Source organism: Cellulomonas sp. KU4C (genome assembly GCF_056868065.1).
Genome location: NZ_CP200322.1, coordinates 1,735,311 through 1,747,813, shown reverse-complemented (window position 1 = coordinate 1,747,813; position 12,503 = coordinate 1,735,311). Strand labels below are relative to the sequence as shown.

Annotated in this window: 18 protein-coding genes; 3 read left to right on the top strand and 15 right to left on the bottom strand. The window is 73.9% G+C overall.

The window, feature by feature from the left end:
• Positions 1 to 6: 6 nt before the first annotated feature.
• The 3 genes from AC1VL8_RS08405 to AC1VL8_RS08395 form a co-directional block, all read right to left on the bottom strand.
• The gene (locus AC1VL8_RS08405) at positions 7 to 1,359 is read right to left on the bottom strand and encodes an ATP-binding protein (protein WP_483074866.1); all 1,353 of its coding nucleotides are present in this window, start codon (positions 1,357 to 1,359) and stop codon (positions 7 to 9) included.
• Positions 1,356 to 2,069 (bottom strand): LytR/AlgR family response regulator transcription factor, encoded by a 714-nt coding sequence (locus AC1VL8_RS08400; protein ID WP_389225619.1) that lies wholly within the window; start codon positions 2,067 to 2,069, stop codon positions 1,356 to 1,358. Before AC1VL8_RS08400 ends, AC1VL8_RS08405 begins: the two co-directional genes overlap by 4 nt.
• A 209-nt stretch (positions 2,070 to 2,278) precedes the next feature.
• Positions 2,279 to 3,013 carry an alpha/beta fold hydrolase gene (locus tag AC1VL8_RS08395; RefSeq protein ID WP_483074865.1) on the bottom strand — a complete coding sequence of 245 codons (735 nt, stop codon included), beginning with the start codon at positions 3,011 to 3,013 and terminating at the stop codon, positions 2,279 to 2,281.
• A gap of 170 nt (positions 3,014 to 3,183) precedes the next feature.
• On the opposite strand from AC1VL8_RS08395, the gene AC1VL8_RS08390 reads away from it, so the two are divergent.
• A complete protein-coding gene (locus AC1VL8_RS08390) occupies positions 3,184 to 3,495 on the top strand; it encodes a hypothetical protein (protein WP_483074864.1) in 312 nt (103 codons plus the stop codon).
• Between the two features lie 142 nt (positions 3,496 to 3,637).
• Here AC1VL8_RS08390 and AC1VL8_RS08385 read toward each other — a convergent pair whose 3' ends face one another.
• The 7 genes from AC1VL8_RS08385 to AC1VL8_RS08355 are packed head-to-tail and all read right to left on the bottom strand — an operon-like array spanning position 3,638 to position 7,979.
• Entirely contained in the window at positions 3,638 to 3,925 is a 288-nt protein-coding gene (locus tag AC1VL8_RS08385) for a hypothetical protein (protein ID WP_483074863.1), read from the bottom strand.
• Positions 3,926 to 3,968: 43 nt separating this feature from the next.
• Positions 3,969 to 4,481 (bottom strand): hypothetical protein, encoded by a 513-nt coding sequence (locus tag AC1VL8_RS08380; protein WP_483074862.1) that lies wholly within the window; start codon positions 4,479 to 4,481, stop codon positions 3,969 to 3,971.
• Positions 4,478 to 5,080: a hypothetical protein gene (locus AC1VL8_RS08375; protein ID WP_483074861.1), complete on the bottom strand. Its 603-nt coding sequence runs from the start codon at positions 5,078 to 5,080 to the stop codon at positions 4,478 to 4,480. Before AC1VL8_RS08375 ends, AC1VL8_RS08380 begins: the two co-directional genes overlap by 4 nt.
• Positions 5,077 to 5,865 (bottom strand): hypothetical protein, encoded by a 789-nt coding sequence (locus AC1VL8_RS08370; protein ID WP_483074860.1) that lies wholly within the window; start codon positions 5,863 to 5,865, stop codon positions 5,077 to 5,079. Before AC1VL8_RS08370 ends, AC1VL8_RS08375 begins: the two co-directional genes overlap by 4 nt.
• Positions 5,862 to 7,160 carry a hypothetical protein gene (locus tag AC1VL8_RS08365; protein ID WP_483074859.1) on the bottom strand — a complete coding sequence of 433 codons (1,299 nt, stop codon included), beginning with the start codon at positions 7,158 to 7,160 and terminating at the stop codon, positions 5,862 to 5,864. Before AC1VL8_RS08365 ends, AC1VL8_RS08370 begins: the two co-directional genes overlap by 4 nt.
• Positions 7,160 to 7,456: a hypothetical protein gene (locus AC1VL8_RS08360; protein ID WP_483074858.1), complete on the bottom strand. Its 297-nt coding sequence runs from the start codon at positions 7,454 to 7,456 to the stop codon at positions 7,160 to 7,162. The genes AC1VL8_RS08365 and AC1VL8_RS08360 overlap by 1 nt, the downstream gene beginning before the upstream one ends.
• A 25-nt stretch (positions 7,457 to 7,481) precedes the next feature.
• Positions 7,482 to 7,979 carry a hypothetical protein gene (locus AC1VL8_RS08355; protein WP_483074857.1) on the bottom strand — a complete coding sequence of 166 codons (498 nt, stop codon included), beginning with the start codon at positions 7,977 to 7,979 and terminating at the stop codon, positions 7,482 to 7,484.
• Positions 7,980 to 8,152: 173 nt separating this feature from the next.
• On the opposite strand from AC1VL8_RS08355, the gene AC1VL8_RS08350 reads away from it, so the two are divergent.
• The gene (locus tag AC1VL8_RS08350; protein ID WP_483074856.1) at positions 8,153 to 8,668 is read left to right on the top strand and encodes a hypothetical protein; all 516 of its coding nucleotides are present in this window, start codon (positions 8,153 to 8,155) and stop codon (positions 8,666 to 8,668) included.
• 22 nt (positions 8,669 to 8,690) lie between these two features.
• Positions 8,691 to 9,227, top strand: coding sequence for an SMI1/KNR4 family protein (locus AC1VL8_RS08345; protein ID WP_483074855.1), 537 nt, complete (start codon positions 8,691 to 8,693; stop codon positions 9,225 to 9,227).
• A gap of 79 nt (positions 9,228 to 9,306) precedes the next feature.
• On the opposite strand, the gene AC1VL8_RS08340 is transcribed toward AC1VL8_RS08345, so the two are convergent.
• The 5 genes from AC1VL8_RS08340 to AC1VL8_RS08320 form a co-directional block, all read right to left on the bottom strand.
• Positions 9,307 to 9,822, bottom strand: a complete 516-nt coding sequence (locus tag AC1VL8_RS08340; protein ID WP_483074854.1) for a hypothetical protein — start codon at positions 9,820 to 9,822, stop codon at positions 9,307 to 9,309.
• Between the two features lie 111 nt (positions 9,823 to 9,933).
• The gene (locus AC1VL8_RS08335) at positions 9,934 to 10,212 is read right to left on the bottom strand and encodes a toxin (protein WP_483074853.1); all 279 of its coding nucleotides are present in this window, start codon (positions 10,210 to 10,212) and stop codon (positions 9,934 to 9,936) included.
• A complete protein-coding gene (locus AC1VL8_RS08330; protein WP_483074852.1) occupies positions 10,194 to 10,472 on the bottom strand; it encodes a ribbon-helix-helix domain-containing protein in 279 nt (92 codons plus the stop codon). The genes AC1VL8_RS08335 and AC1VL8_RS08330 overlap by 19 nt, the downstream gene beginning before the upstream one ends.
• A gap of 141 nt (positions 10,473 to 10,613) precedes the next feature.
• The gene (locus AC1VL8_RS08325; RefSeq protein WP_483074851.1) at positions 10,614 to 12,035 is read right to left on the bottom strand and encodes a glycoside hydrolase family 1 protein; all 1,422 of its coding nucleotides are present in this window, start codon (positions 12,033 to 12,035) and stop codon (positions 10,614 to 10,616) included.
• A 54-nt stretch (positions 12,036 to 12,089) separates the two neighbouring features.
• Positions 12,090 to 12,365, bottom strand: coding sequence for an HPr family phosphocarrier protein (locus tag AC1VL8_RS08320; RefSeq protein WP_483074850.1), 276 nt, complete (start codon positions 12,363 to 12,365; stop codon positions 12,090 to 12,092).
• Between the last annotated feature and the right edge of the window lie 138 nt (positions 12,366 to 12,503).

The following is a 12,503-nucleotide window of genomic DNA, read 5'->3' as shown; positions in this document are numbered from 1 at the left end:
GCCGGGTCAGGGCAGGGCCGGCGCGGGCGCCGTCGTCGGGATCGTCGTGGCGGGGATCGGCACCAGGATGCGCAGCACGAACCAGCCGTCCTCGGTGTTCACCGTCATCGAGCCGCCGTACTTCTCCGCCGTGTACCGGATCGACTTCAGCCCGTACCCGTGCCGGTCCCGGTCGGACCGCCGGGTCACGATGTCCCCGTCCTCGGTGCGCAGCTCGCCCGTGAAGTAGTTCTCGAACGTCATCATCACGAACCGGTCCCGCACGAACACCGCGACCTTGATGAGCCGCCGCTCCGGGTCCGGCACGGCGAGCACGCCGTCGATGGCGTTCTCCAGCGCGTTGCCGAACACCGCCGAGACGTCCATCGCGGACATGAAGTCCAGCGCCGCGCCGTCGACCACGTACGTCAGGTCGATACCCCGCTCCGCGCACTCCAGGCTCTTCGTCGTCAGGACCACGTCCAGCACGCCGTTGCCCGTGTCGGCCTGCGCCGCGTACCCGGAGACGCTCGCCTCCAGGCTGTCGAGGTAGTCCGCGCGCAGGCCCGGGTCGCCCTCCGCGCGGATCACGCCGATCTGGTGCTTGAGGTCGTGGTACTTGCGGTTGACGATCTCGATGCTCCGCTTGGACTGCAGGTACTGGCCGTGCTGGCGGCGGAGCATCTCGTCGATCGCCTTCACCTCGGCCGCGGCGTGGTGCTGCAGCCGCTGCCCCTGCTGCGCGTAGAGCGCCACGAACCCGCACAGGTCGACCAGCGTCCGGATGTAGAAGATCTCCAGACCCAGCCGCCCGCTGAACGGCGTGTTCGCGCTGAGGAAGCTGATGTTGCTCATGAAGAACGTCACCAGCGCGATCGCGACGGCCGAGGCCAGCTCCCCGGTGGTGACGTCGAGGGGCTGCGCGGGCCGGAAGTGCCGGGACTCGATGAGGTACGCCGCGACGAACGCGGTCCCGTACGCCACGACGAAGAACACCGCCTGCCACGCCGTGCCCGGCCGGTCCGCCGGCAGGAAGAAGAAGCAGTGGATCTGCCAGTGCGCGGCCGCGACCAGCTCCGCCAGCACCAGCGCCCGCGCGGCGAAGTAGCCGGCGTCCCGGGCCGACACCCGCGCGGCCGTGACGATGAACGCGAACATGCACGCCACCGCCGACGCCATGCCCAGCGGCCACAGCGCCCGCGGCAGCTCGTCCGCGAGCACCTGCACCGCCACGACCACCCCGAGCGCCGTCGCCGCGACGAGGACCAGGCGCGCGACCGGCAGCCGGTGCCGCCGCAGCAGCACGTACACCAGGCACGCCGCCCACTCCGCGAGGCCGGTCAGCACCCGGGGGATGTCCGGCAGGGTCTCGACGATCACGAGCTCAGCGCCCCCAGGTAGTCGGTCAACGCCGCGAGGAACGCCTTCTTGCGGGGCCGGCTGATCAGCAGGTCGTGCCCGCCGACCATCAGCGCGCTGCTGCCCTGCACGCCGAGGACGTGCCGGAGGTTCACCACGTACCCGCTGTTGCTGCGGAAGAAGCTCTTGCCGGCCAGCTCCGCCTCCAGGCCCTTGAGCGGGCTCACCACGGAGTACCGGCCGTCCACGGTGTGCACGGTCGTGCGGTGCTTCGCCGACTCCAGGAACACGATGTCGTCCGTCGCGACCCGCACCAGCCCGCCGTCGACGGCCAGCAGCAGGTAGTCCGCGGACCGGCGGCGCAGCCGCGCGACCGACCGGCGGATCTCCTGCGAGAACGCGAAGTACGGCACCGGCTTCAGCACGTAGCTCAGCGCGTCGACCTCGTACCCGCGGATCGCGTGCTGCGTCATGTTGGTGATGAACACGATGACCACGTCCCGGTCGACCTGCCGGATCCGCTCCGCCGCGCTGAACCCGTCGAGCCCCGGCATCTCGACGTCCAGCAGCAGGATGTCGAACACCGGCCGGTACCCCGCGACGACGTCCGCACCGTCCGGGAACCGGGTCACGGCGAACGTCTCGCCGTGCTCGCGCTCGTACCGGGCGAGGTGGTCGACGAGCAGCGCGGAGCTCGCCGGGTCGTCCTCGACGATGCCGATCCTGATCACGATGCTGGTCCCCGGGGTCTGCGCCCCCGCGGCGCGGGGGACGTCGGCCGACCGGAGCCCAGGTGCTGCAGCCCGACGGTCCCCTGGTCGCGGGCGGGCTCCGGCGAGTCGCGCCGATGCTAGGCGAGACGCCCCTGACGTGTCATCCACGCTGGTGGGCGGCGGCGCGTCCGGGTGAGCGCGGGGTGGGTCGGCGCGGGTGGGTCGGCTCACGTCGGTACGGCCATCGCCTCCTCCGCGTCCTGCTCGCCGTCGACCGCGCGCACCACGGCGGCCGCCAGGTCGTCGGGGCGGCTCAGCTGCGGCCAGTGGCCGGTCGGCAGCTCGACGACGGTCACGTCCCGCACCTTCGCCAGCTCAGCGACGTACGGGTGGCCCTTCGCCATGAGGTCCCGCAGCACGGCCTCCGGCATCGTCGACGAGATCACCGTGACCGGGACCTCGTAGCGCCGCTCGTCGTGCAGCCGCTGCGGCCCGCCCGCCACGAGCGGCGGCACCGACAGGGCGTGCGCCCGGAGGTCCGCGCGGATCTCGTCGGTGAGGCCGTCGAGCTCCTCCTCCTCGAAGACGCCCCAGTCCGGCAGCGGGACGACGCCGTCGACGACGGGCAGCTCGTCGTTGACGACCCCGCCGTCCGCCAGCGGGCCGCTGTCCACGTAGACCACCTGCTCGACCCGGTCGGGCCGGGCGTCCGCGACCGCGTGCGCGACCGCGCCACCGCCGCTGTGCCCGACCACGACGACGGGCCCGTCGAGACCGTCGACCAGCTCGACCACCGCGGCCGCCTGGTCGGCGAGGGTGATCGTCGCGACCTGCTCCGCCGCGCCACCCGCCCCGAGGGGCGTCACGGGGTGCGGGGTGTGTCCGGCGGCCGAGAGAGCCGCGGAGACCGGCGCCCACGAGGAGGCGTCGAGCCAGAAACCCGGGATGAGGACCACGTTCATCCCCCGACGGTAGCCCCGCCCCCCGACACCGCCCCGCCCCGCCCGCGCCCCGCTCCCGACCGCGAGGGCGCACGAGACACCACGAGGGCGCAATCCGGGGAGTACGCCCTCGTGGTGTCTCGTGCGCCGTCGGGGGTGGGGCCGCGAGGGAGGGTGCCACGATGGGGCGCGTGGAGCCGCGTACCCGAGTCCGTGCCGTGCTGGGTGTCGTGGCGGTGGTGCTGCTGCTGTCGGCGTGCGCCGCCGGGGTCAACCCGCAGACCGGGGCCGTGGCGCCCGGCGCGACCGAGCCCGCCGGGTTCTGGCTCGGGGTGTGGCACGGGGCGATCCTGCCGGTCACGTGGATCGTGTCGCTGTTCACCGACACCGTCACGCCCTACGCGGTGTTCAACAACGGGAACTGGTACGACGTCGGGTTCGTGCTCGGCATCTCGCTGGTGTTCGGCGGCCCGTTCGGCGCCAGCCGCGCGAAGCGCCGCTGACCGCGACGCCGCTGCGCAGCACCCCGAGGGCGCACGAGACACCACGAGGGCGCATCCCCTGGCGTACGCCCTCGCGGTGTCTCGTACGCCCTCGCGGGACGCGGGGCGCGCGGGGCACGCGGGAGCCGGGGGCTCGGGCCGGTCAGCGGCGGGAGCGGTAGCGGGGGGACGGGGCGTCGCGGGCCACCGCGGACGCCCAGACCCAGATCATTCCGATCCGGCCCCGGTCGTCGGTGTACGTCACGCGGACCGCGCGTGGCGTCCACGCGGTGGCCTGCGCGTGGATGCAGCGGTCCTTGCCGGTCGCGTCGATCACCCACACCTGCACCGGGATCGGCTGTCGTGCCGCCAGGACCGGCTCGCCGCACGCCGCGGTCGGGAGGGAGCGGTAGCCCTCCCACGGCGGCACGTGGCGGGACGGGTCGAACACGCGTTCGAGTGTAGGTCGCTCCGGCGAGACGCCCGGGCGTCGCTCAGTCCGGGTACGTCGCCCACGACGGGGAGTCGCGCGTCTCCGCCCAGCCGCGCTCGATCTCGGCCCAGGTGAGGACTCGGCCGCGTCCCTCGTCGACGCCGTCGGGGTCCGCGACGATCGGGTACCAGGTCAGGTCGTCACGGTCGGGCGCGTGGTGCCCGATCAGCACGCGTCCGCGTCCGGGCCGCGCGACGAGCTGCAGCGCCCAGGCCCACAGCACGTAGCCGCAGTTCGCGAACTCGTCGTCGTGCTGGCTGAAGTCCACCGCGAGCACGCGCTCGCCCGACCAGTGCCCGGACAGGCGCAACGGCGGGCCGACGAAGGGCGGTTCCTCGCCGGTGAGCAACCGGGTCCAGTCCCCGAGGTAGTGCGCGACCACGGGGTGCAGGCCGGCGAGGTCCTCCGAGGCGGGGGCGGTGTCCCGGGCCACCGCCTCGAGCACGCGGAGCGTCACCGGGTCGAGGTCGGCCCGCAGCGGGATGCGGAACGACCAGGTGCGCCACATGCTCACCCGAGGTGCCCGCCGATCGCGCCCGCGCCGCCCGCCCTCGCCGCACCGAGCACGCCCGTCGTGATCAGGCCCGCGAGCGGCGAGCCCGCGACGGTGCCGCCGGCGTCGAGGTGGTCGGCCTGCCTGCGCAGCGCCACCGCGACCGGCTCGGCGCCGCCCGCGCGGTGCGACTCGACGGCGTCGGCGATCCGGCGGAGCAGCGCGGGTGGCTGCGACGCGTCGAGGTAGTCGGTCCGGGCGACGAGCTGGACGTGCAGGCCACGACCCTGCGCGGGTGCGGCCCGGAGCAGCAGGGTCCCGCCGCCGTTCGGCACCAGGGACACGGTCGTGCCCGGGGCGAGACGGACCTCCCGCCGCCAGGTGCGGCACCGGACGCGGAGCAGCGTGCCGCCGTCGGGGTCGAGCCACGTCGACTGCCAGACGAGCACGCCGAGGAACACCGCCAGCGCGGGGAGCACGGTCACGACGTAGACCCGGTTCTCGGGCTGGGTGACGCCGACGTACCCGCCGACCGCGAGGACCGCGAGGACCGTCGCGACCGTCCACCCGCGGGCGGACCGCGAGCTGAACCCCGGGATGCGGACCAGGTCGCCGGTCACGGCGCCCCGGCCTCCCCGGCGGCTGCGGCCGCGACGGCCGCTGCGACGGCCGCCGCACGACGCGCCAGGTCGTGCACCCGGGCGTCGAGCACCGCGCGGGTGGTCGGCGTCGCGACGACCGCCGATCCCGACCCGGCGGCCGCGGACAGCGCCCACGCCCCGCCGGGGCCGGTGAACAGCCCGAGCAGCTCGGGCTCCCGGTCGTCGGCGGTACGGACCACGACGTCGGCGCGCACGAGCGCGTGCCCGAGCGCCTCGACCACCGCGTCCGGCGGCTCGGCGGGGTCGGTCAGCTCGATCGCCGGCCCGGTGCCGTCGCCGGTCTCCGGGTGCGCGACCGCGTCGAGCAGCAGGTCGCCCAGGACGTCGGCGGGCGCGAGGGAGAACCGGTGCTGCCCGTCGGTCGTCACCTGCTCCACGAGCACCACGTCACGGACCACGTGGGCGTACCAGTAGTCCTGGCCGAGCACGGTGGTCCGCGCCACGCACACCGTCGCCGCGGCCCCGCGACGCAGCGTCACCAGGGACAGCACGTCCTCGCGGACCTGGAGCTCCACGGTCGGCTCGCCGACGGCGGCGGCCAGCGCCTCGACGGTCGGCGGGTCGACGACGCCGCGCGCCAGCAGCCCGCGGTAGGCGGTGCGGAGCGCGACCTCGCGGTCGGCGTCGGCGAGCGTCGCCAGGTACGGGGAGACCACCAGCCCGCCGGGGCCGGCGAGGATCGCCAGCTCCTCGTCGGTCAGCACCTCGACCGGCACGGCCACCGGGGCGTCGGCGGCGCTCACAGCAGCCCGAACGAGAGCACGTCGAGCGCGCCCTTGCCGAAGTCGGTCACCGCGTCCTTGGCCTTGTCCACCTGGTCTCCCGCCCAGTCGGCGGCGTTCGACACCGCGTCCGTCGTCGCGTTCCACGCCCCCACCGCGACGTCCTTCACCGCGCCCCCGGCGGAGACGAAGAAGTCCCCGATGGCCTCCCGGTTGTCCCACACGAGGTTGCCGAGGCTCCACGCGCCGTAGGCGAGCACGGCGCCGCCGGCGACCGCGAGCCCGACCGGACCGAGCGCGAGCGCGCCCGCACCGGCGGCGATCAGCGCACCGGCCCCCGCGGCGCCGGCGAGCCCGAAGCCGCGCGTCGCCCAGCCGCGGGCACCGTCGTAGCCGCCGCCGGTGACCGTGTCCATCAGGCCGGTCGCGACCGTCAGCGGGAGGAACGCCTTGCCCGCCACCCGCATCGCGTTGGCCGCCCCCGGGCCCAGCAGCCGGGCGACCAGGGGGTTGACCGCCTTGCCGTTCTTGAACGCGTCGAGCGCGGCGTCGGCCTTCGCGAAGTTCTCGACCATCGCCGCGTAGTGCGTGATCGGCGCCGAGGACGCCTTCAGGAAGTCCAGGAACGCCTTGCCCTTGGACGCCGACTTCAGGACGCCCTTGATGACCTGCGCCAGCGCGATGCCGCCCGCGGTCACGCTCCCGAACGCGCCGATGACGTCCCCGCTCGCGAACGCGCGCTGCAGGTAGGCGTCGACGGCCGACTGGAGGGTCTGCGGCACCTCGACGGCGGCGAGCGTGTCCGCGACCCGCTGGTCCGTGGTCGCCACGTCCTGCAGGGCGGTCGCGATCGCGTCGGCGTGCACCTGGGCGTCGTCGTTCAGGGCCCGCTGGTCGGCGTCGCGCTTCGCCCCCGCACCCTCGGGGTCGCCCGGCGCGGTCATCACCGGCGGCAGCGTCGGCGCGGTCACCCGGCCGTCGGCGTCGACGCGGAACCCGCCGGCGGTCGCGGTGTCGACGGTCGACAGCAGGGCCGACTTCGCCCGGGCGAGGTCCGTGCTGCCCGACGACAGCGCCGTGCGCGCCGACTCCAGCGCGTCCGCGAGCGCGAACCCGGTCGTCGCCTCGCTCGCCATCCGCTGCGCGGCGGCCTGCGCGGCGTCGCCGTCCCAGTGGTCGGTCAGCCGGGTCATCGCGGTCTTCGCCGCGCGCACCTGCGCGTCGACGGCCTCCTGCGCGGTCCCGACCCCGGTGGCGGCGTCGGCCAGCACCTCAGGCCGCCAGCTCCGGACGACCTCGAGCGTCAGCGCCGCCATCAGCGGGGCACCATCGTGCCGAAGCGGTCCTGCACCGAGGTGTCCGCCGCGCGGTACCCGTCCGCGGACCCGGACGCGCTCGCCGACATCCCCCGGACGTTGTCGCCCAGCACCTGCACGGCCGCACCCAGCCGGGTCGACACCCACACCGCGGCGTCCGGGACCGCCGAGCCGGGCAGCGCCGCCTCGATCCCGCCGAACGCGCCGGCGACGTCCACCGCCTGCAGCGCCGCCGCCACCGTCTCCAGGTCCGTGGCCGCGGTGTCCAGCGCCGCGATCGAGACGTCCACGCTCATCGGTGTGTACCTCCGTCGTCCGGGTTCAGAAGTCTCCGAGGGCGCTCAGGCCCCCGCCGCCGAGCCCCATGTACCGACCCAGGGGCGACGACGCCACGGGCAGGCCCTGGTCCAGGTGGTCGGCGTGCGCGCGCAGCGGGGCGATCACGGCCGTGGTCTCCCGCACGCCGCGGGCCACGAGCTCGTCCGCGAGGGCGCGCGCCACGTCGGCCGGCACCCCGTAGGCGGTCCCGCCGTGCACCTCGATCAGCGGCACGACCGCGTACGTCCACCCGAGGCCGCGCGACGCCATGAGCTCGGTGCGGCGCTTGTCCGAGGTGAGCACCACGGAGGCCCCGCGGCTCAGGTCGACCGGACGGTTCCGCAGCGAGTGGCGCACCGGGTCGAGGACGCCCGTGCCCCGGTCAAGGCGCGCGACGACGGCGCCACCCGCGGCCGGGTCGAGGGCGCGCACGGCGACGACGCCGCTCGATGCTGCGGTGCTGCTCACGTCGATGACTCCCCCGGGGCCGGTGCTGGACACGCGGGCGTCACGGTACCAAGGGTGCCCGGGAGCGGCCCGGCGGCTGCGGGTGAGCTGTCTGCGGGGGGCAGGTCGTCGCCGGTCAGCCCTGGACCGGCCCGCTGATCTGCCACGATGTCCCGAGCCTCGGCCGACCGGCCGACCCACCGCACGACCCAGGACGGAGCCCGCGCGTGGATGAACCGCTCGTCGTCAGGTTCCACGACGACGCACTGCGGGACTTCGAGCGGCGTGCCGCGCGCGGCCTCGCACGGCGTGGGAAGGCCGCGATCGCACTCGCCGTCCTGATCTCGGCGTTGCTGCTCGTGCCGTGGGTGGCGGCGAACCTCAGCGAGGGTTTCGCGCCGCGGAGCCTGCTCCTGCTCCTCGTCCTGATCGTGCCGGTCGCACTCGTCCGACGGGGTCGGCGCACGCTGCTGCATCGCAGGCCCGCGGTGCTCGGTGACATCGCGTTCACCGTGGACGGGGATGAGGTCCACGTCGCCGCGCTGCCGTCGACCAACTCCGCGCTCGGGACTGCTCCGGCTGCCGTCTGGCCTCGGTCGCTCACCGCGGTGCAGGTACGGACGGTGCCGGTGGTCGGCGAGCAGCTGGTGCTCCGCGGACCGGGTTCCCAGCGACGGACGTACCCCGTCTCGGCGCTGGACACACCGCCCGAGTCGGTCGCCGCCCGGCTGCTCGGGCGCTGACCGGCCGAGATCGGAGACCTGGATGACGGACGAGCCGACGCCGTGGCGCGCCCTAGTCGGCGAGATGCGAGCACGTCGCACCGCGCTCGCCCGGACCGCTCCGGACCTGTTCCCCGAGACGGTGCCGGGCGCCCCGGCGACGGGCGACCGCGTAGCCGCCGCGGAGCAGCGGCTGGGCTTCCCGCTCGACGCCCAGCACCTAGCGGTGCTCCGCGAGGTCGACGGCTGGCCGGACGTCTTCGCGTACGGCGACCTCCTCGCGGTCGACCAGCTGGGAGCGGGCACGCGCTGGGATCGCGGGTGGACCGCGATCGACGCCTTCTACGACGACGGCGCGCCGCCCGGGTTTCCCGCGCGCGAGGGGATCTACCCGGTGCACGTGTGCGAGCGGGCCGTGTTCGTGGTCGACCGCTCGGGCCCCGTCACCGACGGTGGGCACCCGGTGTTCTGGTTGTCCGACGAGCTGCTGGGCGCGTGGCCGAACACCGCCGGCTACTGGTCAGCGGGGCTGGCGATGCTGGACCGGCTCCGGTCGCGGCTCGGACGTCGGGCCGACTGACGCGGCCCGAGGTCGACGCCCTCGACCGGGGCAGCTTCTCCATCGCGCTGAGAAAAGGCGTGGGCGGGACCGGGCATGCTCAGGGACGCTCCGGTCGGTCGCGATGGCGACGGGGGTCGTCGCGGTGCCGCTCGGGCGCGACACCCATCGGTGCGCCCGGTGCTCGGGTGACCGGCTCGATGGTCCCGTCCGCGCGCAGGCGGCCCGTCACCTCGCCGGCGATCGGCACCCGCGCCTTGCTCAGACCGAGCTCGTCGTCCCGGACAGGTCCGTACACCTCCGCCAGCTCGGCCTCACGCCGCGCGGCCCACTCTGAGAACACACGCTGCTTCTCGGCGGGGCTGAGTGCACGCCATGCGGGACCCGCCGGTTCCATCTCGTCGCTCACAACACTCCTCCACCTCGGGGCGAACGACACCTCGCGGGTCGGTCTCGAGGTCTTTGACCAGGAACGAGTCCCCGGAGGCATGGGGATCTCAACCTCGCGCCCAGGCGATCGGGCTGTCCACACGGTCGACCGCAGCGGTTCCGCCGTCGTCGACGGCAGCACCCGGGAGAGGTACACGATCCGGTCGTCGTCGACGACGGTCGGCACGCCGTGACCTCGACGAGCTCGTCCTTGGCACCGAGTCCATTCGCGACGATGCCGGTGCTGGACACGCGGTCGTCACGCGTACCAAGGCAGGCGGGGAACGACCTGCCGCGGTCAGCGGAGCAGGGCCAGGTACTGCGGGCGGGCCTTCATCGCGTGGATGACCAGCGGCGGGCGGCGCGCCGGATCGTCGAACACGAGGACGACGAGTTCCAGGATGCGCACGTCCCGGTCGTACCCGAGGAGCAGCCACCGCCGAGGGTCGTCCTCGTCGTCGAGCGGTTCACGGTGGATGACGTTCTCGGACGCATGGAGGACGCCGTCGTCGTCGAGGTGGTCCCGCGCGAAGTGCTTGCGCGCCGCATCGTGCAGAATCACGCGATCCGCGTCCACGAGCGGACCGCCGCGCGGATCGCGTCGGACTGGCTGGTGAGCCCCTCCTCCTTGGCCCGCTCGGTCAACGCGGCCAAGAGCGTGTCGTCCAGGCGGACGGTCACCGGACGTCCCGGGCCGCGCCCCGCTGCCGGTCGTCCACGTCGCCGGGTGATCGGGAGGTCGTACCCGGCCTCGGCCTCATCGGCCCACGCCTGGACCTGGGCGTCGTCGATCGGGACTCCGTGGATGGTCCCGTGCACCATCGGCTCTTCACTCATGCAAATAACGTACACGAAAATCCCGCGCGGCTCGAGAGCCGTCGACCACGTGCAGCCCCGCACGTCACCCAGGCGCGCAGCGCCCGAGCCGCCGCCTCCCGGCTGAACGGGCGCTGACGACTCGGACGGCGGCGATCGTGCTCAGCCCACCAGGCTCCCCCCGTTGGTCCGGATCACCTCGCGGTACCACCCGAACGACTTCTTCCGGTGCCGGGCCAGCGTCCCGGACCCGTCGTCGTGCCGGTCGACGTAGACGAACCCGTAGCGCTTGCTCATCTGGGCGGTGCTGGCGGACACGCAGTCGATGCAGCCCCAGGTCGTGTAGCCGAGCACCTCGACGCCGTCCCGCAGGGCCTCGCCGACCTGGACGAGGTGGTCGTTGAGGTACGCGATCCGGTAGTCGTCGACGACGGTCGGGACGCCGTCGACCTCGACGAGCTCGTCCTTGGCACCGAGGCCGTTCTCGACGATGAACAGCGGCTTGCGCCAGCGGTCCCAGAACTGGTTCATCACGACGCGCAGGCCCACGGGGTCGATCTGCCAGCCCCACTCGCTCGCCGGGAGCGTGGGGTTCGGGACGCCGCCCATGATGTTGCCCGCGCCGGCCTGGCGGAGCTCGGGGTCGGCGGTCTCGCAGACGCTCATGTAGTAGGAGAACGACACGAAGTCGACGGTGTGCCGCAGGGTCGCGCGGTCCTCGTCGGTGACGTCCAGCTCGACGCCGATCTCCCGCAGGTGCCGCAGCAGGTAGCCGGGGTACTCGCCGCGGCAGTGCACGTCGCCGAACGCCAGGTTGAGGTGGTCGGCGTGCATCACCGCGAGCGCGTCCGCCGGGGCGGGCGTCATCGGGTACGTCGGCATCGCGATGAGCATGCAGCCGATCTGCGCGTCCGGGGCGACCTCGCGGGCGATCTTCGTGGCGAGCGCGCTGGCGACGAGCTCGTGGTGGATCGCCTGGTACAGGTCGGTCGGGGTGAGCTGGTCCTTGGGGGTGAGGATGCCGCCGCTGAGCAGGGGGGCGTGCAGCACCGAGTTGATCTCGTTGAACGTCAGCCAGTACCGCACCCGCGAGCCGTACCGCTCGAACAGGGTCCGCGCGTAGCGGGCGTAGTGGTCGACCATGTCGCGGCTGACCCAGCCGTCGAGGGTCTGCGCGAGGTGCAGCGGCGTCTCGTAGTGGGAGATCGTCACCAGCGGCTCGATGCCGTGCTTCTCGCACTCGTCGAGCACCCGGTCGTAGAACGCGAGGCCCTCCTCGTTCGGCTCGGCCTCGTCGCCGCGCGGGAAGATCCGGCTCCACGCGATCGAGAACCGGTAGACGCCGAAGCCCATCTCCGCGAACAGCGCGATGTCGTCGGCGTACCGGTGGTAGAAGTCGATGCCCGCGAGCTTGAGGTTGTCCGGCGTGGGGCCGTCGGTGGGCGGGGCCATCAGGCCGCGCGGCATGACGTCCTGGATGGACAGGCCCTTGCCGCCCTCGTCGTAGGCGCCCTCGACCTGGTTGGCGGCGGTCGCGCCGCCCCAGAGGAATCCGGGCGGGTACGGGGTGTCGGTGCTGGTCACGGTGACGCCTCTCTGCGTGCGGGACGGTGGTGCGGCTGCGTGGGGGTCCGCCGGTCAGGCGGTGACGGCGTCCAGGTCGGTCGCGAGGAGGTCGGCCAGGCGGTCGAGCGCGGCGTCCGCGCCGTCGCCCTCGGCGCTGATCTCCACGGCCTCGCCGTGCTGGAGCGCCAGGCCCATGACGAGCAGCAGGCTCGCCGCCTCGACGGGCTCGGCGCCGGGTCGGCCGATGCGGACGGGCACCCGGGTCGCGGCGACCTCCCGGGCGAAGGCTCCGGCGGGGCGGGCGTGCAGCCCGGTGGTGGTCGCGATGGTCACGGTGCGGTGCGGCACGAGCAGCTCCTGTGCGGTCGAGCGCCTGGTCCGGGCAACAAAAAAGACCTGCGCGCACCGGGCGGGGAACGCCGGCGCATCGCAGGTCTTGCCTGATCGGGTCAGTCACAATCCTGGGGGACGACGCCATTCCTACCC